Below are 25,132 nucleotides of genomic sequence, written 5' to 3' on the forward strand. Positions count from 1 at the left end.
AAAACCAGTAGAGAAACCAGTACAGGAAAAACCGGTAGAGAAACCTGCTCCTACTAAACCAGCACCAGCGCCGGCACCGGCTCCGGCTCCGGAAAAACCTGCTGAAGTAGCACCTACTAAACCAGTAGAATCAGCGCAAAACACATCTGTTTCCGCGATTGAAAAAGCAGTGCTTGACTTAACAAATGTGGAAAGACAAAAAGCAGGTCTTAATCCATTGCAAACAGATGATAAGTTGATGAATTCTGCACGTCAAAAGTCGACAGATATGGCTTCAAAAGGATACTTTTCACATACTAGTCCAACATACGGTTCACCGTTTGATCAGATGAAAGCAAATGGCGTTTCGTATAAATCAGCAGCAGAAAACATTGCGATGGGTCAACGTTCAGCTGAAGAGGTTGTAAAAGGATGGATGGAATCACCAGGACATAGACAAAATATCTTAACACCTGAATTCACTCACATTGGTATCGGTTATGACAAAAGCGGTAATTACTGGACACAACAGTTTATCCAAAAATAATATAATCGAAGAGTTGTCCTTTGCATTGGAAGCATTCCAGTACAGAGGATGACTCTTTTTTTATTATATTACAGTTTTAGCAAACCATTTAAATTGATTGTACACACTACGCTTTTAACCATCTTCTAACATTTACGAATAGCGTTAATAAAGAAGAGTTTGAGTACTGGGTAAAATCATTACCGGAAACAGTATATAGAATGAAAGGTTATGTTCCAATCAACGGATTTAAAAACCCATATTTATTTCAATATGCTTATGGAATGGTCAACTGGATGCCAGAATACATTAAAATGGAGGCTCGTCTAGTTGTCATCGGAGAAGGAATAGAATCAATATATTACGAGGGTGTCAACCCCATTTCAGATGAAATATAAAGATAGTCGCCCAAAGTTATCCAATATCATGAATCATGAACTCTCTTACTAAGACACTTGATTAAGAATTGGATAGGTTGGTAATAAAAACCGATAATCTGATTCTCTCCCGCGTTATGATAGTTTGCGAAGGGAGGAGTAATGAGATGAAAAAATCGATTGCAGTACTCATGCTCGGTTCGGCGCTATTACTGCCGAACAACAATAATGTAGAGGCTTCATATTCAGAAAACAATGTACAGGTGCAAAAAGTACAACAGTATATTCAATTGTACATAGGGGGGGAGAAACAATCTTTTTCCTATAATCCAAAGTTCGGTAAAGATATTGATTTTGAAAAGCTTTACAGCTTGTTAAAATCATATGAAACAAATAAAGAGGTCGCTGTGCCGACCAAACCAGTAGAGAAACCAGTACAGGAAAAACCGGTAGAAAAACCAGTACAGGAAAAACCAGTAGAAAAACCAGTACAGGAAAAACCAGTACAGAAACCTGCTCCTACTAAACCAGTACCGGCACCAAAACCAGCTCCAACGCCAGCACCGGCTCCGGAAAAACCTGCTGAAGTAGCACCTACTAAACCAGTAGAATCAGCGCAAAACACATCTGTTTCCGCGATTGAAAAAGCAGTACTGGACTTAACAAATGTGGAAAGACAAAAAGCAGGTCTTAATCCATTGCAAACAGATGATAAGTTGATGAATTCTGCACGTCAAAAGTCGACAGATATGGCTTCAAAAGGATACTTTTCACATACTAGCCCAACATACGGTTCACCGTTTGATCAGATGAAAGCAAATGGCGTTTCGTATAAATCAGCAGCAGAAAACATTGCGATGGGTCAACGTTCAGCTGAAGAGGTTGTAAAAGGATGGATGGAATCCCCAGGACATAGAGAAAATATCTTAACACCTGGATTCACTCACATTGGTATCGGTTATGACAAAAACGGTAATTACTGGACACAACAGTTTATTCAAAAATAATATGATTGAAGAGTCGTCCTTTGCACTGGAAGCGTTCCGGTACAGAGGATGACTCTTTTTTATTTTGTTCTAGTTTTAGCTAACCATTAAAATTGTTTTTAACCATTTCATATTTTTCGAGTATGTCAGATAATATAGTTATGTAAACCAAATAGATTTTTGCATCCTAGACACACTTCCGGAAAAAGTTTAAAACTTTTTTACGTTGCGCATACTCTTAAAGAGGTGAGTATGATGAATGAAGTGAAGTCGAATGACAGTTTGATTTTATACATAAAAAATTTATTTCATGATTCGACGGATCTTATCGTACGGGAAGTCAATTGGAAAGATGGGGTCGGCATCGTCTGCTTTTTTAATACGATGACGGAAAGTGGTGAAGTGAATCTACAAATTGATATTATCCGGAAACGCGAGATTGATGAGCTTCCGAATTGGGGTGGAACTGCCGTATCGAGTGTGGAAGCATTTTCAGTACCGAAATTGGTCGAAAGTGTTACAAACGGGTTTGTTGCAATCTATTTCCCTGCAACGAACCTGATTATGACAATTACGATACCAGTTCATGAAGTTCGATCAACGTCTGAACCCACTAATGAATTTGTCATTCGGGGTGCCCATGAAGGTTTTGTAGAAAGCACCGACAAAAATATTTCCCTCATTCGCAAGCATCTTACAATCCCTGATTTAGTCGTAAAGGATATTCGGATTGGTAAAGTAACGAATACGAAAGTCACGTATGTCTACATTGAGTCAATCGCTGATAAAGACGTTGTTCAGGACGTTAAAAGTCGATTGGAAGCTATCGATGCACCCAAAGTATACAGCAATGGACAAATCGAAGATTATTTGGAGGATTCCGTTTGGTCCCCTTTCCCGCAGTTCCTTAACACGGAAAGGCCAGACCGTGTTGTCGCGAATTTGCTGGAAGGTAAGATAGCCATTTTCACCGACCAATCTCCTGCAGTGCTCGTTGCGCCGGTTACTTTTTTTTCGTTTTTCGAGTCACCGGACGACTTTAATGGACGTGTTTATGTCGGAACTTTCTTTCGTATACTCAGATTGATTTGTTTCATGATTGCTATTTTCTTGCCCGCATTTTATATTGCGGTAGTCGGTTTTCATTCTGAAATTTTGCCATTTGAACTAAGTGAAAAAGTCAAAATTGCTGTACAAGATATCCCATACCGTCCAATTGTTGAAGCTCTTATTGTCGAAACTTTCATTGAAGTCATACGTGAAGCGACAATCAGGCTGCCGGCACCGGTTGGACCTACAATTGGTATTGTAGGAGGCCTCGTTATCGGAGATGCAATTGTTAAGGCAGGACTTGTATCAAACTTGATGGTTATCGTCGTGGCGATGACCGCAATTTCAAGTTTTGTCATTCCAAACCTTGAAATGAACACGTCAATCCGACTCATCAGATATCCGATGATGGTTGCTGCAACTCTTTTTGGTTTTTTTGGCATCGCTATTGCGACACTCATCCTCTTTATCCATATGATGAATCAATCTTCACTGAAACAACCCTATTTGTCACCGTTGATTCCATTCGATCCTTCCCGATTCAAAAATGTATTCTTTAGGATTCCGTATTATAAAAACCATAAGCAACAACAGACATTAACGCACGGAGGAGAGGGCAAGCAGAAGGACGGTGAAGAAACTTGAATTTCAATTTGTCGAGGCTTCAGTTTTTTCTACTTCTTTTCATTATACAGACCGGATCGTCATTCTTTTCCTTTCCATCACCGTTCATTATTGCGTCGGGCAGAGATGCGTGGCTTGTGTTTCTCGTTGCCGGAGTCCTTCACTACTTGCTACTACTCTTTTATGAACGGTATTATAAGCGTTTTACTATTGGTCCATTTGTCGGTTGGGTGTATAAAGGGTACTGGCTTTTTGTTACGGTATCATATCTTGCATACATCGACTATACACTTGCAGTCTGGGGGTTCCCGGAAACACCTCAATTTATCGCCCTAGCGGCGATGGTTAGTGTATCGCTGTATGCAAATTTGAGCAGGGCAGAAACTGTCATTAATTTAACGGTCATTCTTATCCCGCTCATTATTCTTTTTATGATATTTCTGCAGTTTGCTTGGGGTGATCTCGTATGGACGAACATTTTCCCTTTAGGGGAATCGACTGGAAAGGAATGGGTTGGAGGTCTTATAAAGGCACAGACTGCTTTCTTAGGAATTGAATTATATTTGTTTTTCAGAAGGCACGTCGATGTAAAGGAGAAAATAAAAGGTTTCCCGTTATTCGTCTACCAAATGACGTGGTTTTCGTTCTTCTTTATATCCATCATGATTACAATGTTATATTTCACGTTCACCGGCTTGCAAACGATCCCGGAACCGCTTCTTTATATTTTGAAATCCCAGGAAGTAACTTTTGTCGAGCGTCTCGACTTGTTTTTCCTTTACATTTGGATGATTTGGAGCATCATTACCGTTGCAATCCTCTCTTTTTCCGCTTTGTATGTCCACCGGCTCCATGCAAACGAGCATCACAAAAGGGATACAATTATTTGGCATGTTTTGCTTGTTTTATTGCCCTTATTCTTTGTGTCAAAAAAGTATATAGAATTATTGAATGACGTAATCCCTTATGTGCATCTCTTATTTGCTATCATTATTCCAGCCATCGTCATCATTGCGAATAGGAGGAAAGAGAAATGAAGAAAATTGTAGTCATTTTCATCACATGTTCTTTCCTGTTGGCAGGATGTTGGGATGAACAATTATACAAGGAGGTCTCCATCGTCCCGCTCATTGGTATTGAGGAAGAGGACGGGAAATTCACGGGATACTACTCCTTCTCCGAAATATCCAATGAATCCATCAGTTATGGGACTGTTAAAGGAACTGGTGTTTCAAAAGTGGATATGCGATTTGACGCAAATCGGAAGACCAGTGAACTTCTTGATTTGTCGCACTTGCAAGTACTACTCATTACTGCAGAGACAGCGAAGTCGGATATAGCAAATACTTTTGATGCAATCTACAGAACGCCACGTAACCGGATGAGCGCTAGAGTGGTGGTTGTAGAAGGGGAAATGGCTCCATATATGGAGAAGTCAGAAAAGCTCTCCATAGAATTACCTGATTACTATCACGACATTTTAGAAACTGAATTAGCTTTATCTGTTCTGCCAGACATTGATATTCAGAACGTTGCTAGACTACTAATTGACGAAGGAATTGACCTTACACTGCCTTTCATTAAAATGTCCGAAAAGATGGGTACTCCTGAAGTGTCGGGTATAGCCTTATTCAGTGAAAAAGTTTTCACGGGACACACATTAGACAAGAAGGAATCCATAATCGTCCAAGTTCTTCAAAAGAAACCTGGAAAGTATGCACTGTTCACATATATGTGGAAAAAAGACGGCAAATCTTATCCACTTACGGTTGAGCTGTCGAGATATAAACGGAAATGGGACATTCGGGACGGCAAGATCGATGCAACTTATAAAATAAAATTCAGTGTAGAGGAATTTCCTCACGATCATTTGGATGAAGAAAAAACAAGGAAAGAAGTAGAGGAATTCCTTTCGAAAGAACTAACAAAGGATTTCAACAAAGTAATCAAAAAATTGCAAGAAGCTAAAAGTGATGCCGTTGGTTTCGGCAGGACAGTTCGCGCCTTCCATCCTAACTTATGGAACAAAGGGAAATGGCATGATACATTTTCGGAACTTGACATAAATGTTAAGGTCGAGGCGGAAATTACGCGGACGGGTATATTGAATTGAATTTATAGAAAACCCGCGAGCTTATATGCATCGCGGGTTTCATTTTTAACTGAATTTCTTTTTCTGAATATAGATGAGTCGAATTGTCAACGTGATAGCACCCACAGTCAGTCCGGCAATGAGTCCGACCCAGTAACCATACGGACCGAGATCAGTGAACGTCGCCATCACATAGCCGATGGGTAAACCAAGGACCCAGTAGGAGACAATCGCCATGATGAATGTCATATTGACGTCCTTATAGCCCCGTAATGCACCTTGGACAGGAGCCTGTATCGCATCCGACATTTGGAACAGCGCGGCATAGATGAAGAACTGTGTTGCCAATCCGATAATTTGTCCATCTGTGGTATACAGGGAAGCAATTGGAGCCCTGAAAACGAGAAGAATCGCAATTGACACAAAGCTGAACGCAATGGCAAGCCCAACACCGAGATAACTGTACTGTTTAGCATCGCGCATCTGTCCTGCACCGACAGCCTGACCGACAAGTATTGTTGCGCCCATCGAAATGCTCATTGGCAGCATATACAACAGCGATGTGAAATTAAGCGCAATTTGGTGTGCGGAAATAACCGCAGTTGAATAGTTACTCATCATTAGTGTTACAGCGGAAAAAATACTCGTTTCCACGAAGATCGAAATCCCAATCGGCACGCCGATGAATAAAATCTCTTTCCATCTTCTGAATGAAATTTTCCCCCATGCTTTAAACAGTTGGTAGTCACTGAATGATTGGTGTCTCCAGGCGACACCATAGGCAATGAAAAAAATGAGCCAATAGGTAATCGCAGCCGCATATCCCGCTCCTGCTCCACCGAGTTCGGGAAAGCCCCAGTTCCCGTAAATTAGAAGATAGTTCGTAAAGATCGTGAGAGGTGCTGATAAAAGAATAATGGCCATTGAAACGCGCGTTGCGCCGAGTGCGTCGAAGAAACAACGTAATACAGTATAGGCAAAAAGAGGAAATAGCCCTAAGCTCATCGCTTCTAAATAGTCGGCCGCAACAACCCGAACTTCATCTTCAAGCGGCATCGATTCAAGTATCGGTGAAACCCCATATCGTATGATCAGAAATACAATAGCAGCGAGGGCAACTGACACGTAGAGCCCTTGTTGTACAGAAAATTTCACTTCATCTTTCTGGCGAGCTCCTATAAGATGAGCAATAATCGGCGTTAGCCCCATCAAAATTCCAGCAAGCCCTGTATAGACAGGCACCCAGAAAGAAGAACCTATAGTGACGCCGGCAAGATGGTATGTATCATATCGCCCTGTCATAAGAATGTCGAAAAACGTCATCATATACAGTGCGACTTGTGTAACCAGAATCGGCAATACGATTGTCGCCAATCTTACCGATTTTTTCTTTAGTGGAACTGCAGTTTCCAAACAAATCACCCTTTATTCTTCAATTAAACACTATTATACCATGCTACGTTTGCTATAATAGCAAAGAGGTAACGTAAAGTTGTAGCATATTTCTTAATGTAGAAGAGGTGAGTGGACATTAAAACGCCGGTTATATTATTAACAGGGGGCGGTACAGCAGGACACGTATCTGTGAATGAAGCACTTATCCCTGTATTCAGTGAAAAAGGATATGAAATCCATTATATAGGCTCCCACGATGGTATCGAAAAGGAATTGATTGGTGATGGTCATCCCGAAGTTATTTATCATGCCATCCAAAGCGGGAAACTGCGTCGTTACTTTTCTATGAAAAATTTCACGGATCCTTTCCGTGTCGGGGCTGGTGTTATCCAGGCATTAGCAGTCATCCGGAAAATCAAACCGGAAATCATTTTTTCTAAGGGTGGATTTGTTTCAGTCCCTGTCGTATTAGCTGCGAAAATGACGAAAGTGCCTGTCGTTATCCATGAATCTGATGTGACGCCAGGGCTTGCTAACAAAATGGCATTGCCTTTTTCAAATCATATCTTTACCGTGTTCGAACAGACGCTGAATTATGTTCCAGCTGGGAAAGCGACGTGTTCGGGTGCAATCATTAGACCGGAATTGTTCAATGGTGTTCGGAAAGAAGGTTTGCGAATTGCGGGTCTATCAGGAGAAAAAAACGTGCTGATCATTATGGGAGGCAGTCAAGGTTCGGCCGTGCTAAACGAAGCTGTTCGGCAAGATTTAACTAGGATTTTGTCGAAGTTTGATATAATCCATCTCTGCGGGAAAGGGAACCTTGATGAAACTCTTGAAAGTACCATGGGTTATAGACAATTCGAATACGTGACGGATGGTCTTCCGCATTTATTGGCGGCATCTGATTTTGCGGTTTCAAGAGCGGGTTCGAATGCAATCTTTGAATTGCTGGCATTACGAAAACCAATGCTACTTATTCCGCTCTCCGCTGCAAAAAGTAGAGGGGATCAGATTTTGAATGCTGCTTATTTCGAATCACTCGGTCTTGCGCATGTGTTGAAAGAAGAAGATATAGGGCTTAGTCCACTATCCGAAGAATTCTTCACTTTTGTAGAAAAGAAGGGTAACTTGATAGAGAATATGAAAAAAGTTGCTACTCCTATAATACCGGAAGAAATGGTTGAAATGATCTTGTCACACCGGAAATAGTCGAAATGGAGATTCTCTCATTCTTCACTTATATCTCGAATAGTTGCAAGGCATGAAAATTCGGTGTATTCTTGTTCGTGGTAATAAAGTTAATGATTTTAACGCTAAACCCTTTCAGTTAAAGTGTTTGCGTGGTAATATTAACAAGAATTAAAATATAAACACAATATGCCTGTTGGCAAATGTGGAGGTCATTTTACATGTCGAATAATGCTGACGCCCATCGTTCCCCGTATGCTGCTTTTTCGGGTCCGAACCTTGGGTATATAATGGAAATGTACGAACTCTTCAAAATGTCACCTGAGTCTGTAGATGCTGAACTTGCCGAGATGTTCAGCCGTTTTGGTGCGCCTGAAATGAACGATTTGGGACATAACAAATCGGTGGAAGCAGTATCTACCGGAGATTTTGGAAAAGTATTATCCGCTTATCAGTTGCAGTCTGCCATCCGTACATACGGACATCTAGCAGCAGATATCTATCCGCTCAGTGATCGTCCAAAAGATTCAACACGACTGGAGCTTTCCACTTATGGACTATCTGAAAATGACTTGAAGGCAATGCCGGCTTCACTCTTCTTCAAAAATGTCCCATCCAGTGTAGAAAACGGACTTGAAGCAGTAAACTACTTAAAGTCCTTGTATACGGGTAAAATCGCCTATGAATTCGATCACGTAATTGATGAAGAAGAACGAAATTGGATTCAATCCAAAATAGAGAACGGAAATGTATCCACAGTATTTTCCGCTGATGAGAAAAAAGCACTTCTCGAACGATTGACGAAAATTGAAGGTTTTGAGAAATTCATCCATCGTACTTTCGTCGGTGCGAAACGATTCTCTATTGAAGGTCTTGATACACTAGTCGTCTTCCTAGACGAACTGGTTCGTCTTTCTGAAGAACAAAAAATGAAAAAAGTATTGATCGGGATGGCCCACCGTGGCCGCTTGAATGTACTAACACATATTTTAAATAAACCCTATGAAATGATGTTTGCACAATTTGCGGGTGTCCCTGAAGACCCGTTCCTTCCTGCCGACGGTTCACTTGAAACGACACGGGGCTGGTTCGGTGACGTGAAATACCATATGGGTGCTCTCTATAAAGGCGAATCAGGCATGCAACGTTTTCTTGCATATAACCCGTCACACTTGGAAGTCGTCAATCCCGTTGTTACAGGGCAGACAAGAGCTGCACAGGAAAACACGGATAATCCTGGTATACCTGTACAAGACCCTGATGCTGCATACGCTGTACTCATTCATGGAGACGCCGCATTCCCAGGACAAGGTATTGTTCCTGAATCATTCAATTACAGCCGTGTACGCGGTTTTAAAACAGGCGGTTCCATTCACGTCATTGCGAACAACATGATTGGCTTCACGACGGAATATTACGATTCTAGATCGACGCATTATTCATCAGATCCTGCAAAAGGGTATGAAGTACCCGTCCTGCATGTCAATGCGGATAGCCCAGAATCAGTTATCGCGTCAGCTTCATTCGCATTTGAATACCGTAGAAAGTTTGGCAAAGATATTCTGATTGACCTTCTCGGCTATCGTCGTTATGGACACAACGAGATGGATGAGCCCCTTGTTACGAACCCGGTAATGTATCATACAATACATGAGCATCCGACGGTTCGTGAACTTTACGGTTCTGAACTAGCCTCAGCTAACATCATGACTGAAGAAGATGTGACGAAACTCGATTCAGATGTTTTTGCAACGATGCAAGCTGCATACGACAGGGTTAAAGAAGAAACAGCACAAAAAACACTTCTTTCAAATGCTACACCTGAAGCAGTTCTCGCAGGATATCCAAGAGACCTTGAAACTGGTACGGATGAGGCAAACTTGCGTCGCATGAATGAGGAGTTGCTCATGTACCCTGACAGCTTTAATGTGTTCGGAAAACTGGGTAAAATTCTGAAACGCCGTGAAGAACCTTTCAATGGAAAAGGAAAAATCGATTGGGCTCATGCTGAAACGCTAGCATTTGGTGCTATTCTTCAAGATGGAAACCCAATTCGCATGACAGGTCAGGATGTGCAGCGTGGAACTTTCGCGCATCGTCACGTTGTACTACATGATGAAAAAACTGGTGATGAATTAGTGCCACTCCATCATATCAGCGGTTCAAAAGCTTCATTCGTTGCATATAACAGTCCTTTGACTGAAGCAGCAATTGTCGGCTATGAATTTGGCTATAATCTAGAAGACCAAAAAGTGTTATCTATTTGGGAAGCGCAATACGGGGACTTTTCAAATATGGCGCAAGTCATGTTCGATCAGTTCGTCTCGGCTAGTTACTCGAAATGGGGCCAACAGTCTGGACTCGTCTTGCTACTTCCGCATGGATACGAAGGCCAAGGACCTGAACATTCAAGTGCTAGGCTCGAACGTTACTTACAACTATGTGCTGAAAATAATTGGACGGTCGCAAATCTTTCTAGTTCTGCAAACTATTTCCATATTCTTCGCAGACAAGCAAAAATGCTTGGAGAAAAGTCAATGCGTCCGCTCGTGATTATGTCGCCTAAATCACTTCTTCGTCACCCGCTTGTCGGTGCTGACGTCAACGATTTGACAGAGGGTCATTTCCAAACCGTGCTCGAACAACCAGGAACAGGCAAGAAGACCGATAAAGTCGAGAAAGTCCTGTTCGCAAGTGGTAAAGTGGCAATTGATCTTGCTGAACGAGTGAAAGATGGCAAAGGCTATGATCATTTGCATATCGTCCGTGTGGAACAACTTTATCCGTTCCCAGCTGAAAAAATCAGTGATATTATTGCACGTTATCCTAATGTAAAAGATCTCGTTTGGGTACAAGAAGAACCTAAGAATATGGGATCATGGCATTTTGCAAACAATTATATCCGTGAAATTGCAGGCGATAAGAAAGTTTCTTACGTAGGAAGAATTCACCGTTCGAGCCCATCTGAAGGCGACGGAGAATCTCATAAAATTGAACAGAACCGCATCTTGGATGAGGCATTGAAGAAGTAATGTAAAGTGAAGTTATACTAAATAACAGCTATAACTCATTGTAACGGTAGACTAGAGGAGGAATTTATTGTGGCAGAAATTATAGTACCAGAACTTGCAGAATCGATTACAGAAGGAACGGTTGCACAATGGTTGAAACAACCAGGTGATAGTGTTGAAAAAGGTGAGTTCATCGTTGAACTTGAAACAGATAAAGTAAATGTTGAAATCATTTCTGAAGAAGCTGGAGTTGTTCAAGAGCATCTCGCAGCAGAAGGCGATACAGTACTTGTCGGACAAGTCATCGCAATTGTTGGTTCTGGATCAGGCGCACCAGCAGCGGCAGCTCCAGCTGCACCGACGGCAGAAACTGTTCAAAAAGTGGAAGCAGCACCAGTTGCTCCAGCAGCTACCGAAGATGCAAGCGGTTCTGAACGAACGATTGCCAGCCCAGCAGCACGTAAACTGGCTCGCGAGATAGGCATCGACCTTGCAGCAGTATCACCAGTTGATCCAATGGGACGCGTTCGTGTTCAAGACGTAGAAGCTCATGGTACAACTCCGAAAGCAGCACCAGCTGCAGCAGCGGCTCCAAAAGCAGATGTAGTAGATGATGGTCGTATAACTCGCGAGAAAATGACGCGTCGTCGACAAACAATTGCTAAACGTTTACTTGAAGTAAGGCAGTCTACTGCAATGCTTACAACGTTTAATGAAATTGACATGACAAACGTTATGGCACTTCGTTCACGTAAGAAAGACCAATTCTTCGATCAGAATGATGTTCGTTTAGGCTTTATGTCATTTTTCACAAAAGCAGTTGTAGCAGCGCTTAAGAAATATCCTTACGTTAATGCAGAAATCGACGGAGATGAAATTCTTCTTAAGAACTTCTATGATATCGGTGTCGCTATTTCAACTGATGGAGGATTAGTTGTACCGAACGTTATTGACGCAGACCGTAAAAACTTTGCTGAAATCGAAGGTTCTATCGTTGAACTCGCGAAAAAAGCACGTGATAACAAACTTACGATTGCTGACATGACAGGTGGTTCATTCACAATTACAAACGGTGGAGTCTTCGGTTCATTGATGTCAACACCAATCATGAATGGAACTCAAGTCGGAATCCTTGGAATGCATACAATTCAAAAACGTCCGATTGCGGTTGGAGACAATGTCGAAATCCGTCCGATGATGTATGTGGCCCTATCTTATGACCACCGTGTTATCGATGGTAAAGATTCAGTTGGCTTCTTGAAAATGGTAAAAGAATTAATTGAAAATCCTGAAGATCTTCTTCTTGGTTCTTAATTCGTAGAAATAGTTACTAATCGACCCGTTACTGTTAGCGGGTCGATTTTTCCTTATTCATTCCACAAGAAAGGCGTGATTGGCTATGACATTCAAAGATTGGACTACTGCACCTGCAATCCGTACTGTTGTTTGTAAACATGCAGAGGCTGAAAAGTATGTAGTTACAAACGTTCTGACACCTGGTAAAGAGTATGAAGTGAAAAATGAAACTGATGAGTTCATTTTCATACTTGATAACTCTGGGAAAGTCGGGGGCTATTACAAAACATATTTTGAATAATATGATGTGAAGTCTCTATGTTGAAATTTATTTACAAGACAATAACTAAAAGACCGCTAGCCACTCTATGGCATGCGGCCTTTTTAATAGGAGGACTACCCATGAACGCTCTCGTAGAAAAAGAAAAGAAAATTCGGTCGAAAAAAGCACATGGTCACGAAGCGATTCGATTAATACAAGAAGGGGGTTATGTATCCCCTAATCCTAATTTATGGGAAGATGTGCTAATTAGTATCGTATTAAAAAAACCTGTTCTATTGAAAGGTCCTTCTGGTTCTGGAAAAACGAAATTAGCGCAGACAATTTCAAGTTATTTCAATCAACCAATGCAAAGTATAAACTGTTCTGTCGATTTAGATGCGGAAGCGCTTCTTGGTTTTAAAACGATTATTAGTAAGGCGGGGGAAACATTTATAGAATTCGTTGAAGGTCCTGTAGTGCAAGCCATGAAAAAAGGACATATCTTATACATCGATGAAATCAATATGGCTAGGCCAGAAACGTTACCTATTCTTCATAGTGTCCTTGATCATCGCCGTATGCTGACGAATCCTTTTACTGGTGAAGTGGTTTTTGCACATGAAGATTTTACCGTTATTTCCGCTATAAATGAAGGGTATGTAGGAACCTCTCCAATGAACGAGGCCTTGAAAAATCGTTTTGTATCATTTACAGTGCCTTATTTGAGTGGAGCACAATTGGAAGCAGTCATAACAAATTCTCATCCGAATGCATCAAAGAAACTTATCGAGACATTCCTTCAAATCAGTAATGATTTAAAAAAACAAGTCATGAATGGACTGCTGTCCGATGAAGCAGCATCAGTTAGAAGTTTGCTGGATGCAATCGGCTTAGCGGAACATATACCCACAAAACGTGCTGTTCAGTACGCTATCGCAGAAAAAATGGATGATGTTATCGAACGCAGACTTGTCATGGAGTTAGTAGATACTTGGGTGAAATGAGGCGATTAGTATGGTGAAAATGAATCGATTCATACAATTCAATGATGAAACTGTTGATGCAAAAACTCTTTTATTATATGAACGGTTAGGGCGTGCATTGGCGGATGCACCCTTTCTTGAGTTAACCGAGCGAAAGTTGCTTGAATTCCGACCTAAAGAGTCAATTATTTCAATGAGCGTATTTTGGCGTCATCGAACAGAAGAAATAATTCATGCTGGAAGACTCTCTGATATATATTTACTAACATTGGGTTATTGGAAGCATTTCAGCGTTAATGCGTGGATTAATTTCAACATAAAAAACACCTCACAACCACTGCGAAATTTCGCCTCAGAACTAGTAATGATGTTGGAAGAGTTTCGATTAAGCGATTTAATTATTAAAGAAAGAGTAGGGACTACAAGCGTTTTTGATGTGAGAAGGGAAGCGTATGTACATTACCATCGTGGTGTTTTGTTATCAAATATACATAAAAACCACTATGCAGATGCTTTGATGAATCAGCTATTTATATGCCTTCATGAAGGCATATTTACGGAGATGACGATTGACTGGAATGAGGAAGTATTACCACACAGTGTCGATTTCATAACGATTCAAACTATTTTACAACAAGCATACGATTCAAGAAGTACCGAAGACAATATTATAATTGTTGAAAGAATTTTACAGATTGTTGTGATGTCTTTTAGCAAAGACTTGATGCATCAGTACTATTCAGCAGGGGACTCCATTACTCTGGATAATACGGTATTCCACTATCATAAAGGGATGGCTGACGCCGAACAGGGGGAGGAGGCTCCAAAAGAAACAATTGAAGAAGTATTCCGTTCTTGGCATCGTGAGAGCGAAAGTGAATCAGGTATTCATCTGGAATTTGAACTAGAACATGGACGCTCCGGGAAAAGTGATGCCAACGATGCTGCAAGTGGAGATGAAAGGGCTGCAATTGAAGAAACTGGATCTGGAAATTCAGAAGGTAATGATGATAACCAATGGACAGATGATACGAGTGATAAAACTGAAAAAAAGGATCACAGAATTAAAGCAGGAAAGATGTTCGGTAAAGAGCATATGAACGTGGTATACGAAGCGAAACGGATAGAAGTAGTGGATGAGGTTGACAATCGTCAAAAGTTGTCCATTTGGCGTGAAAATCAAAGGCCATATGTCCGATCTTTTGTAGTAGAAATAAAAAAACGTATCGATTTGAAAGAAGATTCGAGACGAGAGAGACTTATGAAAGGCCGGCTTTCAACAAAGTTAACGACATTAGTCGTCGATGAAAGACCCAAACCCTTTTACAGGAAAAATGCACCTTCTGTCAATTTGGATGCCGTGTTTGGTCTGCTCGTTGATGGGTCAGCATCCATGCTTGATAAATTGGACGAAACAAAGGGAGCTGTACTATTGTTTCATGACGTACTCCGTCATCTTGGGATAAAACATTTAATTTCATCTTATTATGAGGATGCATACCATGCGACGAAGGAGGTACAGCCAAATGTTTTTGGCCTAATGCACACATTTAATGATAGTTATAATGATAACGGACTTTCCATTTTATCGTTCGATGCGAATGAAGACAATCGCGATGGATTTGCGATTAGATGGATTGCAAATCAGCTGGCAGGAAGACAAGAAAAGCATAAATTTCTGCTTGTTTTCTCGGATGGAGAACCTTCTGCATTTGGCTATGATCGTAATGGAATACTTGATACAGCAGAAGCAGTGATGGAAACTGAAAAAAAAGGTATTTCCGTCATCCATTTATTTCTCTCGACTGAAGAACCTACAGATGATGAAAAGGCTATCATTTCAATGATGTTTGGTAATAAATCCGCATCTTCCAACTCCGTAGATAGTTTTACTGATCAGACATTACGGATATTGCGAAAACTTCTCTCGATTGTGATTCGAAATACGTAATTTTTTTAAAGGCAAAGTCCAGGAAGACTGTTTAGCTAGTTTATTTAATGACTGTCTGAAATTGGTGAAATCTCAAGATAGAAGGGATCCACTGTGTGGAAATTTAATTTTTCGAGAAAAAAACCGCCTTCAAACTGGGCGGTTTTGTGTTCTTTCATGGACAGCAAGAAGTCGCTGTTTTAGTTCTTCTTCCATACGACCGATTTCTACTTCGGCGGCTTTTCGTTTTGCACGACCATCTGCTTGGATAACAAGCGTCTCTTCAATCGTTTGAATTAAGTTTTCTTGTGTCTTTTTCAATGTATCGATTTCAATAATACCACGTTCGTTTTCTTTTGCAGTTTCAATAGAATTGATTTTCAGCATTTCTGAGTTTTTCAGTAACAAATCGTTTGTTGTTTTTGTAACTAGTTTCTGGGACTCGACTGCTTTCATTTGTCGGTTCAATGTCAATGCAATAGCGATTTGGTTTTTCCACAAGGGAATGGATGTCATAATGGATGATTGGATTTTTTCTGCAAGTGTTTGATTTGTCTGTTGAATCATTCGAATTTGTGGTGCGCTCTGAATCGTTATTTGTCGTGATAATTGCAAATCGTACAATCGTTTTTCCAACCTGTCTAGAAATTGAGCCATGTCATTCACTTCTTGAAATGCCATTTGGTCATTGGATAATTCGGCTTCTTTACGCATTTTTGGAATAATGTCATTAGCAATTTCTTCCTGTTTTAATTCAGCCGCAGCTATAAAAATATTCAATGCTTGAAAATATGTTTTATTTTGATCATATAAATTATCAAGCATCTGAACATCGTCTAATAGGCCGCGTTTTGAATGTTCAAGTTGGATACCAATCCGGTCAATTTGTGTACTTAGTTTCTGATACTTCGTCATCATTTCTTGTACAGATCGTGTAGCCTTATTAAATAACCTGCTTAAACCGGACTTTTTCTTGTTGGACAAATCGTCTGGATCTATTTCCGAAAGTTTGTTCATCAAGTCTTTTAAAACATCACCGACAGGACCGATGTCTTTACTTTGAACATGATCAAGCATCTGCGATGAGAACTTTGAGAGTTCGCCTTGTGCACTTGCTCCATACGTAATTATTGCCTCGTAATTGCCAACTGGAATTTGTTCAGCAAGCAATTTTGCTTTATCCCTTTCCTCACTTGATAAACGATCAATCAGTTTAAGACTTTTATCAGGCTCTTTATTGATAGTTTGCATTTCTTGGGGGAGGAGTGGCTCTTTAACATCAAAAGGACTATTTAGTAAATCATCAATGGTTTTTGAAGTGTTATTTTCTGTCATTGTTTGTATCTCCTTTCAGTTCAAGCGGTGTTTTACTATTTTTCATCGAGATATCGACAAAGTCAATCTCCATTTGGAGCTGTTCAATATCAGATGATAATGCGTTCTTCAAGTCTTGCTCTAGTTGTTTGTTAACGTCGCCAAGCGTTTCGCGCGTATTTTGAAGAGCAATGCGAAGATCTTTATCTTTTAGTGGCTGATTGACCAATAAAGCATATTTTGAAGTCAGTTCAACTGCTGAATCAAGATGGGCATAAAAAAACTTTTCTACATAATAGAATTTTCTTGGGTTGGTTCGGACAATACCAAGAATCCTTCGGGACAGATTATTCATTTCATGCAGTTGCTTAAATGCTTGGACTGAGCGTACTTGTCCGTATAGACTGTTTAGTTTTCTGACTTTAATTTTAGCACCTGTAATTTGGTCTTTTATATGACTGTATTCAGAACGGGACATCCCGAGTTTTTTTAAATTGGTTGAATGTTGAATTTGCTTCAAAGCGAAGTTTCCGCCAAGATAAATTGCTACGAGAAGGCCCGTGGCCACAACAATATGCAAACCTAATCCCAGAACGAAAAATAGCCAGGATCCAAAGCTGATCGGTGCAGTGATAAAGTGTCTAGTTAAAAATTGTTGGATTTCTTTCATAATATGTTCAAACCTCCTTTGACCTTATACTTTATACGTTTGAAAACGAATAAAGTTTCATGTCAGTACTTCAATTATACCCGATAAATGCACTGTGTACCTACCATTTGAATTTGCATGTAAAAGCAATTAATTGGACATTAGGTAGGAGTTTGTTAAAATGAAGGACATTAACCTACGAGTTACATAGGGAGGTTTCGAAAAATGTTTGAAGTTATATATATGAAAGCTGATTATGAGCCTTGGTGGATGTTTGATGAATGGGAGGAAACAATCCGTTCACGCCATTCATTCGACGATATTGTTTTGGCCGAGGCTCATTTTAAAAAACTGACTAGCGAATTAAGAACAAAACACAAGAGGGAAGCTATGAAAGAAAATTGCTTTTATGCTTTTTGGTCTGAGGATGAAATAAACTTCTGCGATGGCTGTGATGAAGATCTTCAATTATATCACGGAGTTATCTTGATGAAAGACGGGAAGCCCGATGCTTTCTGTTAAGATAAATAGAATTTATAGTACTTGGACTTAAGAAACGTACGTTGATTTAAAGAGGCGTCCTGAGAAGGGACGCCTCTTTTTCAAGCCTATTCTTCGATTGTTGACAAAGTTGAAGTAACAACGACTTCACCATCATCCATATACATTATAGATTCCCGTTTAACTTCGCCATAACCTTCAACAATATATTTTCGGTTGGTATAATCCTCAGTCTTTTCCTCAATAACTATCGCATGGTCGAATTTCTTATACGGTGTATCTATCGTTGTTTCGGTATCAATAATTGTCCATGTACCAAAAGTAGTTCCTGCTTCAAGAGGCTTTTGTAGATAAACACCACTCGGCTCTAACTTATCCAATTCTTCTTGAGAAGGGAAATCTTTTTGCAATTCCACAGTCATTTCTTCTAAGATGCTTATTTTGTCAGATTCAATTTTATAGATATGTCTAACAAGTGATCCTCCGTTGTTTTCATGGATGACAACATAATTTTCGAATGGACGTGTCACCTGGATATCAAGTTCTGCAAATTCATTTCCTTCTCCTAGATAATGCGCTTTTGAGCCATCCGGCATAAATAGGTCTGACAGGGGAATTTCACCGTCATTTTCATTTTCACTTTCGTTAACGACATTATCTCCAACTGTACCATTAGTTGATCCGGAATTATCAAGGGTAGTTGGCTCTTTTTTCGAACATCCTGAAAAGACTAAGATCATCACTAACAAAAAGATGGGAAACTTTATTCTCCTCATGAAAAACACTCCTTTCTATATGGTTATACCCATTTATACGGTTATCATACAGAATTTTTTATATTCCAATTAGACAGCAAACACCATTTAGTAGAAAAAATTGCCGTTTCCAGTTAAGAGGAAACGGCAATTGCTTATTTCTTTTTATTTTGTTTTTCTTGTAATTCTTTCCATTCAAGGTATTCTTCGTAGTTCATTAGCTTATCAAAAATCGAACCGTCTTCACGTATTTCAATGATTCGGTTTGCGACAGTTTGAATGAACTTTTGGTCATGTGATGTGAATATCATTGCGCCTTTGAATGCAATCAGGCCGTTGTTAAGCGCTTGAATTGACTCTAGGTCCAAGTGGTTCATAGGTTCATCCAGAAGGAGTACATTTGAACTTGTTAGCATCATTTTTGATAACATACAACGAACTTTTTCTCCACCTGATAAAACGGATGGTTCCTTGTTCACTTCTTCACCAGAAAACAGCATACGTCCAAGGAAACCACGTAGGAATGTTTCGGTTTGGTCATCAGGTGAATATTGTCGTAACCATTCAACAAGTGATTTCTCCGAGCCTCTAAAGTATTCGCTGTTGTCGATGGGAAGGTAGGCATGAGTTGTCGTAACGCCCCATTTAACTACACCAGAATCCGGATCAGATTCACCAGCAAGCAGTTGAAGAAGTGCTGTCTTAGCAAGTGGATCTCCAAGAAGAATAACTTTATCTTCTTTAGAAATAGTAAATGAAGCATCTTTCAGCAACACATTTCCATCTTGAGTTTTACTAACATCCTGAATGCTTAGTACGTCATTCCCAATCTCACGACCTATTTGGAAGTTGATAAACGGATAACGTCTAGATGATGGTTTAATATCATCCAGCTCTATTTTTTCTAACGTTTTCTTACGAGAAGTTGCTTGTTTGGATTTCGAAGCATTGGCACTGAAGCGGGCAACAAATGCTTGGAGTTCTTTGATTTTCTCTTCTTTTTTCTTGTTTTGGTCTTGTGACATTCTCAGTGCAAGTTGACTTGACTCGTACCAGAAATCATAGTTACCAGGATAAACTTGGATTTTCGAAAAGTCGACGTCTGCAATTTGCGTACAAACTTTGTTTAAGAAGTGACGGTCATGGGATACGACAATAAGCGTATTCTCAAAATTCATTAGAAACTCTTCAAGCCATTGAATTGCTTTTAAATCCAGTGAGTTTGTAGGCTCATCTAGCAGAAGTACATCAGGTTTACCGAACAATGCCTGTGCAAGTAGAACTTTCACTTTATCGGAACCGTTTAGTTCAGCCATTTTCAATTGATGGAATTCATCAGCGACACCTAGACCTTGTAATAGAATAGCAGCTTCGGATTCTGCTTCCCAACCGTTTAGGTCGCCAAATTCACCTTCAAGTTCAGCTGCACGCATGCCGTCCTCATCTGAAAAATCTTCTTTTGCATAGATAGCATTTTTCTCCATCATAATGTCATATAAACGTTTGTGACCCATAATAACTGTATCAAGAACGACGCTTTCTTCGTATTCGAAGTGATTCTGTTTCAAGAATGCAAGTCGTGCTTCCTTGTCCATAATGACATTTCCTGACTGAGGTTCTAGTTCACCCGACAAAATTTTAAGAAATGTAGATTTCCCCGCACCATTTGCACCAATTAGACCGTAACAATGTCCAGGATTAAACTGTATATTCACATCTTCAAAAAGCTTGCGATCGCCGAATTGAAGACTTACATTACTGACTGCTATCATTCAAAATCCTCCTAAATTCACAATGCTCCTATTATAGCACGAAAGAAAACGCATACGCAACAATGCTAATTCTATATGGTATCTATATTCGATATATCTGAAATACCTTATATTATATCAACAATTCGGCGACGCTGATTAATCGTATCAGTTCTGAATTACCGCATAACTTAGAAAAATGAATCTCTTAGGAATGCTTCTATATTACAAACAATCATGTTGCTGAATTGAGAAATACTGACTTCGTAGGGGCCCGCAAAGATTGTGTGAAATCAAGGTATATTGTAGCAATACATGCTTTCTAGGTGGTAAGCTAAGGAGTATTCCATAATTGTTTTTTACTGCACATACTATTACATCATTTACACTTTCATAAGAAATTATGTATTTTGGTTGAAACGGGTACAAGTCTGTAAATCTGAATTTTGAAGGAGAAATAGAAATGCCAAAACAACTGATAGATAGAAAGAATATTTATATCATTATCGCTATATTTGTTCTTTCCGTTAATATGAGACCAGCAATTACCTCGATTGGTCCCATGCTGGAAACAATTCGTGAGCAATTGATGTTATCGAACGCACAGGTAAGTCTTTTGACGGCAGTTCCAGTCATTTGTATGGGGTTATTTGCCTCATTGGCCCCCATAATGAGCCGTAAGTTCGGTTTAAAACGTACAATTTACTTAATGATAATTATTATTGGGATAATGACTGGATTGCGTGGTTTCGTTTCCGGTTTCCCAGTGCTTATCGCAACAGCGTTTTTTATCGGGATTGCCATCGCTATTATTGGACCACTTCTTTCTGCGATGATAAAACAGTATTTCCCCGAGCGTACTGCATCAGTTATTGGAATCTATTCGTTCGGAATGGGAGTAGGTTCTGCGGCTAGTGCGGGTTTAACTGCAGTATTTTTTGAATCAACTGAGTCTTATCCATTTTCACTAAGTATCTGGTCTATACTTGCTATTGTTGGTATAGCTGTTTGGTACCAGGCAACGAAAACAAGCATGAGCGTTATTCCGTCTAATCCCCAAATTGCCCGGCTGAATTTAAAAACGCTGAAATCTCCGTGGAAAATACGTAAAGCCTGGTTATTTTTACTGTTTTTTGGTTTACAATCATCTGCTTTTTTCTCTATCATTACATGGCTCGCTCCACTCGGAATTTCAAGCGGAATGACATTGTTACAAGCTGGACTGTTACTCTCTATAATGACAACAGTTCAACTTTTTTTAAATATCATTATTCCTTTATTAATGCAAAAATTTCCAGCCCGTAAGTTTTGGCTCTTTCTAATGCTTACTGCAGGTATGATAGCTTTAGGTCTATTATGGACTGGCATACATCCACTGATGTACGCAGGCGCGTTTATAATGGGGATACCGCTTGGAGGATTGTTTCCAGTAGCACTTCTTTTACCGCTTGATGAGACAGACACAGTGGAAGAAACAAACTCGTGGACCGCTATGATGCAAACAGGTGGTTTCATCATGGGTGGATTATTACCTCTTTTGATCGCTATTGTTTATGATGGTACCGCAAACCATAATTACACACTGGTCATCATTTTATCTTTGTATGTATTGATGTTCATTCTGGCATTCAAGATTGGAGATAAAAAAGTATCAAACAAATAGTAAATAAAACTTATAAAAGTGGACGATGAGCCAGATACTATATCTGATTCATCGTCCACTTTTCCTATGTACATATTTTAATTGTGACATAGTTGAATTGGAGGAAATAGCTGATTGCATTAAATTTGATACTAAAGTGAAAAGAGCGCGAGTTAAGCGCTCTTATAGCAGAGTGGTTCAATGGGTAATTAAGATTGAAAAAGCTTTATTCTATTAACAGATGAAGCTTGCGCCAATGATTATCAACAGAATGAAAAGCACAACAATCAGAGCGAAAGAGTTACTTTCGCCTCCTTTGTAATCACGTCCCATACCATACACCGCCTTCCTATACGAACATCTATGTAACATATGCATGAGTGCGTAATAGGGAGTGGGGGAATTATCATTTATCTTCTTGAGTAAGTGAATTTCAGGTCAATTTACCCAAATAAAAGAATGTTTATTGCTAATCAAACAATAACCGTTAACACCATGGGGCTTCATGGTATAATTGAGATAGATTACTGCAACCAAGTGGCCTCCTGTTCGTCCTAGCTTAGATATCATTTTTTGGAGGAATTTACTTATGGAAGATAATTATGAAGGACCTATTCCTAAAAGAAGAAGAAAGAAGAAGCTTCGTATCGGCAGGGTCTTATTTTTAATAGTTACGCTCTGTTTTATAGGAATCGGGCTATATTCGTATATTGAATACAATGCAGGAAAATCGTTGGCTGAAAGCAACGGGATCGACCCAGGTCCTTTCAAGGGCGATGCGGTGGATCCAAAGTATACATCAATTGAAAACTACTTGTTACTTGGTGTAGACGATGATGGAAGTGGTAGATCCCGGACTGACACAATGATGGTCTTGTCATGGGACAAGAGTGAAGGGAAAATGCGAGTCATTTCCTTCATGCGTGATATATATGCGGAAATCCCGGGCTTTAAATCATATAAGCTAAATACCGCTTATTATCTTGGTAAATTACAGACGACAAAAGATACCATTACAGGCATGTTTGGTATACCTATTCACCATTATGCAATTGTCGATTTTGCTAATTTCGAATCAATTGTTGATATCGCTTTCCCTCAAGGTGTTGAAATCGATGTCAAAAAAGAAATGTCTGAGAAAATCGGCGTTACACTATTGCCTGGCAAGAAGAATTTAAACGGTAAGGAATTGCTTGGTTATGCTCGTTTTCGCGCAGATGAAGAAGGTGATTTTGGAAGAGTTGCACGTCAACAGGAAGTGATTTCCGCCATGAAAGATGAATTAGTCAGTCCAGGAATGTTAGCCAATGTCCCAAAACTTTCTGGTGCATTGTCCGGATTCATTAATACCGATTTATCATCAAAAGACGAAATTTCAAGAGCAATTTCACTTTTGATGAAGAAGGGTGCGAAAGTCGAAACAATGACAGTGCCTGTGAAAGGCTCGTATTCCTATAATTCCTATTCACATGCAGGGTCCGTCATTGAGCTGGATATCGCTAAAAACAAAGAGGCAATCTCAAAATTCCTCTCAATGCAACTGAATTAGTAGAACAATGTTAACCAGAAAAGGGGATGTTTATGGAGTTGAATGAAGAGAAGTTGTCGACTACAGCCCTAGAAACGAAAAAAAACGATGGAATGACTTCAAAAGTAATTCGGTTTTTCGGAGGACGAAGTACATTATTCGTCCTCGTTTCAATTTTGTTAATTGGTTTAATCATTTTTATCTTCAATCGAATATCGTTCATCTTTTATCCGATAACGGTTTTCTTCTCCACTGTTGTGTTGCCTGTCATTCTTGCTGCAATTGCTTACTATTTATTGAGACCGATTCTGCGTCTGTTAGAAAAAGTAAAAATACCCCGAATTTGGGGAATACTAATCATTTTCATTGGAGTGATTGGTCTTATAACGTTGCTGGTCTTTCTAGTTTTGCCTTTTCTGAAAATACAGTTTCATAATCTTATTGAAGAATTCCCTACATATTTCGGTCAATTATTAGTCAATACGGATGCTTTTTTACGTTCTTCTATCTTTGCTTCATATTATGAAGGTTTGGATATTAACGTTAATACACTCTTGGATTCCGTACAAGGTAATATAGGCAAGTTCTTCACTGATACAGTTGGCGGAATTGCGAGTGGTGTAACTTCATTCATCTCAGCGCTTACGGGTTTCATCCTTGCGATTGTGACGGTTCCTTTCATCTTATTTTATTTGTTGAAAGATGGAGAAAAGTTACCACAGCTCATCATTAAGATGTTGCCGCCTCGTATGCGCAAAGATGCTAAAGTCATTTTTCATGATGCAGATCACCAAATCAGTTCCTATATTCAAGGACAAATTTTGGTTGCGATTTGTATTGGGGTTATGGTTTCTATAGGCTTTTTAATAATTGGAATGGAGTATGCATTATTGCTAGGGGTTCTGGCGATGTTTACGAGTGTAGTTCCATATCTCGGACCTCTTATCGCGATTATACCTGCCGCCATTATTGCGATTGTCACATCACCATTAATGCTCTTCAAATTAGCTGCTGTATGGACAATTGTTCAACTGATTGACGGGAAGTTTATATCACCTCAAATTATGGGTAAATCTTTACGTATCCACCCCATAACGATTATTTTCGTGCTATTGACGGCAGGCTCATTGTTTGGGGTTGCGGGTGTCGTCCTAGGAATTCCGGGTTATGCATTATTAAAAGTCCTTGTAAATCATTTATTTAAATTGTTGAAATTACGGTATAATAAGTATGAAGATAATGAGAATCTGCATTATAATGATATTGCTAATCAAGAATCGGGGGAATAAA

Annotated in this window: 22 protein-coding genes; 16 read left to right on the forward strand and 6 right to left on the reverse strand. The window is 39.7% G+C overall.

Going from position 1 to position 25,132, the window contains the following annotated elements:
• The 6 genes from AC25Y6_RS17045 to AC25Y6_RS17070 all read left to right on the forward strand — a co-directional run.
• The coding region (locus tag AC25Y6_RS17045; RefSeq protein ID WP_488143863.1) for a CAP domain-containing protein at positions 1–526 on the forward strand (526 nt) is incomplete at its 5' end.
• Positions 527–618: 92 nt separating this feature from the next.
• Positions 619–903, forward strand: coding sequence for a CobW C-terminal domain-containing protein (locus AC25Y6_RS17050; protein WP_488143887.1), 285 nt, complete (start codon positions 619–621; stop codon positions 901–903).
• Positions 904–1,049: 146 nt separating this feature from the next.
• On the forward strand, positions 1,050–1,889 hold the full coding sequence (locus AC25Y6_RS17055) for a CAP domain-containing protein (RefSeq protein WP_488143864.1): 840 nt from the start codon (positions 1,050–1,052) through the stop codon (positions 1,887–1,889).
• A gap of 234 nt (positions 1,890–2,123) precedes the next feature.
• Entirely contained in the window at positions 2,124–3,563 is a 1,440-nt protein-coding gene (locus AC25Y6_RS17060; RefSeq protein ID WP_488143865.1) for a spore germination protein, read from the forward strand.
• A complete protein-coding gene (locus tag AC25Y6_RS17065; RefSeq protein WP_488143866.1) occupies positions 3,560–4,579 on the forward strand; it encodes a GerAB/ArcD/ProY family transporter in 1,020 nt (339 codons plus the stop codon). Before AC25Y6_RS17060 ends, AC25Y6_RS17065 begins: the two co-directional genes overlap by 4 nt.
• Positions 4,576–5,655, forward strand: coding sequence for a Ger(x)C family spore germination protein (locus AC25Y6_RS17070; protein ID WP_488143867.1), 1,080 nt, complete (start codon positions 4,576–4,578; stop codon positions 5,653–5,655). Before AC25Y6_RS17065 ends, AC25Y6_RS17070 begins: the two co-directional genes overlap by 4 nt.
• 45 nt (positions 5,656–5,700) lie before the next feature.
• Here AC25Y6_RS17070 and AC25Y6_RS17075 read toward each other — a convergent pair whose 3' ends face one another.
• Positions 5,701–7,047, reverse strand: coding sequence for an MATE family efflux transporter (locus AC25Y6_RS17075; RefSeq protein WP_488143868.1), 1,347 nt, complete (start codon positions 7,045–7,047; stop codon positions 5,701–5,703).
• 117 nt (positions 7,048–7,164) lie between these two features.
• Here AC25Y6_RS17075 and murG point away from each other — a divergent pair, with 117 nt between their 5' ends.
• From murG to AC25Y6_RS17105, 6 genes are all read left to right on the forward strand, one after another.
• Positions 7,165–8,241 carry an undecaprenyldiphospho-muramoylpentapeptide beta-N-acetylglucosaminyltransferase gene (gene murG / locus AC25Y6_RS17080; RefSeq protein WP_488143888.1) on the forward strand — a complete coding sequence of 359 codons (1,077 nt, stop codon included), beginning with the start codon at positions 7,165–7,167 and terminating at the stop codon, positions 8,239–8,241.
• Between the two features lie 200 nt (positions 8,242–8,441).
• Positions 8,442–11,252, forward strand: coding sequence for a 2-oxoglutarate dehydrogenase E1 component (locus AC25Y6_RS17085; RefSeq protein ID WP_482102594.1), 2,811 nt, complete (start codon positions 8,442–8,444; stop codon positions 11,250–11,252).
• 69 nt (positions 11,253–11,321) lie between these two features.
• A complete protein-coding gene (gene odhB, locus AC25Y6_RS17090) occupies positions 11,322–12,545 on the forward strand; it encodes a 2-oxoglutarate dehydrogenase complex dihydrolipoyllysine-residue succinyltransferase (RefSeq protein WP_488143869.1) in 1,224 nt (407 codons plus the stop codon).
• An 85-nt stretch (positions 12,546–12,630) separates the two neighbouring features.
• A complete protein-coding gene (locus AC25Y6_RS17095) occupies positions 12,631–12,828 on the forward strand; it encodes a DUF6501 family protein (protein WP_482102592.1) in 198 nt (65 codons plus the stop codon).
• A gap of 101 nt (positions 12,829–12,929) precedes the next feature.
• Entirely contained in the window at positions 12,930–13,793 is an 864-nt protein-coding gene (locus AC25Y6_RS17100) for an ATP-binding protein (protein WP_488143870.1), read from the forward strand.
• Positions 13,794–13,803: 10 nt separating this feature from the next.
• A complete protein-coding gene (locus AC25Y6_RS17105) occupies positions 13,804–15,723 on the forward strand; it encodes a vWA domain-containing protein (protein ID WP_488143871.1) in 1,920 nt (639 codons plus the stop codon).
• Between the two features lie 129 nt (positions 15,724–15,852).
• Here AC25Y6_RS17105 and AC25Y6_RS17110 read toward each other — a convergent pair whose 3' ends face one another.
• Together AC25Y6_RS17110 and AC25Y6_RS17115 are read right to left on the reverse strand one after the other, a co-directional pair.
• Positions 15,853–17,037, reverse strand: a complete 1,185-nt coding sequence (locus AC25Y6_RS17110; protein WP_488143872.1) for a toxic anion resistance protein — start codon at positions 17,035–17,037, stop codon at positions 15,853–15,855.
• Positions 17,024–17,686 carry a 5-bromo-4-chloroindolyl phosphate hydrolysis family protein gene (locus AC25Y6_RS17115; RefSeq protein ID WP_488143873.1) on the reverse strand — a complete coding sequence of 221 codons (663 nt, stop codon included), beginning with the start codon at positions 17,684–17,686 and terminating at the stop codon, positions 17,024–17,026. Before AC25Y6_RS17115 ends, AC25Y6_RS17110 begins: the two co-directional genes overlap by 14 nt.
• A 204-nt stretch (positions 17,687–17,890) precedes the next feature.
• On the opposite strand from AC25Y6_RS17115, the gene AC25Y6_RS17120 reads away from it, so the two are divergent.
• Entirely contained in the window at positions 17,891–18,187 is a 297-nt protein-coding gene (locus AC25Y6_RS17120) for a DUF1033 family protein (RefSeq protein ID WP_482102587.1), read from the forward strand.
• An 86-nt stretch (positions 18,188–18,273) separates the two neighbouring features.
• On the opposite strand, the gene AC25Y6_RS17125 is transcribed toward AC25Y6_RS17120, so the two are convergent.
• A complete protein-coding gene (locus AC25Y6_RS17125; RefSeq protein WP_488143874.1) occupies positions 18,274–18,942 on the reverse strand; it encodes a hypothetical protein in 669 nt (222 codons plus the stop codon).
• A 134-nt stretch (positions 18,943–19,076) separates the two neighbouring features.
• Positions 19,077–20,693 carry an ABC-F family ATP-binding cassette domain-containing protein gene (locus AC25Y6_RS17130; protein ID WP_482105992.1) on the reverse strand — a complete coding sequence of 539 codons (1,617 nt, stop codon included), beginning with the start codon at positions 20,691–20,693 and terminating at the stop codon, positions 19,077–19,079.
• Between the two features lie 442 nt (positions 20,694–21,135).
• On the opposite strand from AC25Y6_RS17130, the gene AC25Y6_RS17135 reads away from it, so the two are divergent.
• Positions 21,136–22,335 (forward strand): MFS transporter, encoded by a 1,200-nt coding sequence (locus AC25Y6_RS17135; RefSeq protein WP_488143875.1) that lies wholly within the window; start codon positions 21,136–21,138, stop codon positions 22,333–22,335.
• 213 nt (positions 22,336–22,548) lie between these two features.
• On the opposite strand, the gene AC25Y6_RS17140 is transcribed toward AC25Y6_RS17135, so the two are convergent.
• Complete coding sequence (locus tag AC25Y6_RS17140; RefSeq protein ID WP_482102583.1) at positions 22,549–22,686, reverse strand: YjcZ family sporulation protein; 138 nt, start codon at positions 22,684–22,686, stop codon at positions 22,549–22,551.
• A gap of 217 nt (positions 22,687–22,903) precedes the next feature.
• On the opposite strand from AC25Y6_RS17140, the gene AC25Y6_RS17145 reads away from it, so the two are divergent.
• Together AC25Y6_RS17145 and AC25Y6_RS17150 are read left to right on the forward strand one after the other, a co-directional pair.
• Positions 22,904–23,863: an LCP family protein gene (locus tag AC25Y6_RS17145; protein ID WP_482102582.1), complete on the forward strand. Its 960-nt coding sequence runs from the start codon at positions 22,904–22,906 to the stop codon at positions 23,861–23,863.
• Positions 23,864–23,955: 92 nt separating this feature from the next.
• Entirely contained in the window at positions 23,956–25,131 is a 1,176-nt protein-coding gene (locus AC25Y6_RS17150; RefSeq protein WP_482102603.1) for an AI-2E family transporter, read from the forward strand.
• The last annotated feature ends 1 nt before the right edge of the window (position 25,132 follow it).

The organism is Sporosarcina sp. Y1004 (genome assembly GCF_057669665.1).

Coding starts and splice junctions, on each gene's coding strand:
- AC25Y6_RS17055 (WP_488143864.1), top strand. CDS start 1,050: ATGAAAAAATCGATTGCAGTACTCATGCTCGGTTCGGCGCTATTACTG.
- AC25Y6_RS17060 (WP_488143865.1), top strand. CDS start 2,124: ATGAATGAAGTGAAGTCGAATGACAGTTTGATTTTATACATAAAAAAT.
- AC25Y6_RS17070 (WP_488143867.1), top strand. CDS start 4,576: ATGAAGAAAATTGTAGTCATTTTCATCACATGTTCTTTCCTGTTGGCA.
- AC25Y6_RS17085 (WP_482102594.1), top strand. CDS start 8,442: ATGTCGAATAATGCTGACGCCCATCGTTCCCCGTATGCTGCTTTTTCG.
- AC25Y6_RS17095 (WP_482102592.1), top strand. CDS start 12,631: ATGACATTCAAAGATTGGACTACTGCACCTGCAATCCGTACTGTTGTT.
- AC25Y6_RS17100 (WP_488143870.1), top strand. CDS start 12,930: ATGAACGCTCTCGTAGAAAAAGAAAAGAAAATTCGGTCGAAAAAAGCA.
- AC25Y6_RS17105 (WP_488143871.1), top strand. CDS start 13,804: ATGGTGAAAATGAATCGATTCATACAATTCAATGATGAAACTGTTGAT.
- AC25Y6_RS17110 (WP_488143872.1), bottom strand. CDS start 17,037: ATGACAGAAAATAACACTTCAAAAACCATTGATGATTTACTAAATAGT.
- AC25Y6_RS17115 (WP_488143873.1), bottom strand. CDS start 17,686: ATGAAAGAAATCCAACAATTTTTAACTAGACACTTTATCACTGCACCG.
- AC25Y6_RS17120 (WP_482102587.1), top strand. CDS start 17,891: ATGTTTGAAGTTATATATATGAAAGCTGATTATGAGCCTTGGTGGATG.
- AC25Y6_RS17125 (WP_488143874.1), bottom strand. CDS start 18,942: ATGAGGAGAATAAAGTTTCCCATCTTTTTGTTAGTGATGATCTTAGTC.
- AC25Y6_RS17130 (WP_482105992.1), bottom strand. CDS start 20,693: ATGATAGCAGTCAGTAATGTAAGTCTTCAATTCGGCGATCGCAAGCTT.
- AC25Y6_RS17135 (WP_488143875.1), top strand. CDS start 21,136: ATGCCAAAACAACTGATAGATAGAAAGAATATTTATATCATTATCGCT.
- AC25Y6_RS17140 (WP_482102583.1), bottom strand. CDS start 22,686: ATGTTACATAGATGTTCGTATAGGAAGGCGGTGTATGGTATGGGACGT.
- AC25Y6_RS17145 (WP_482102582.1), top strand. CDS start 22,904: ATGGAAGATAATTATGAAGGACCTATTCCTAAAAGAAGAAGAAAGAAG.
- AC25Y6_RS17150 (WP_482102603.1), top strand. CDS start 23,956: ATGACTTCAAAAGTAATTCGGTTTTTCGGAGGACGAAGTACATTATTC.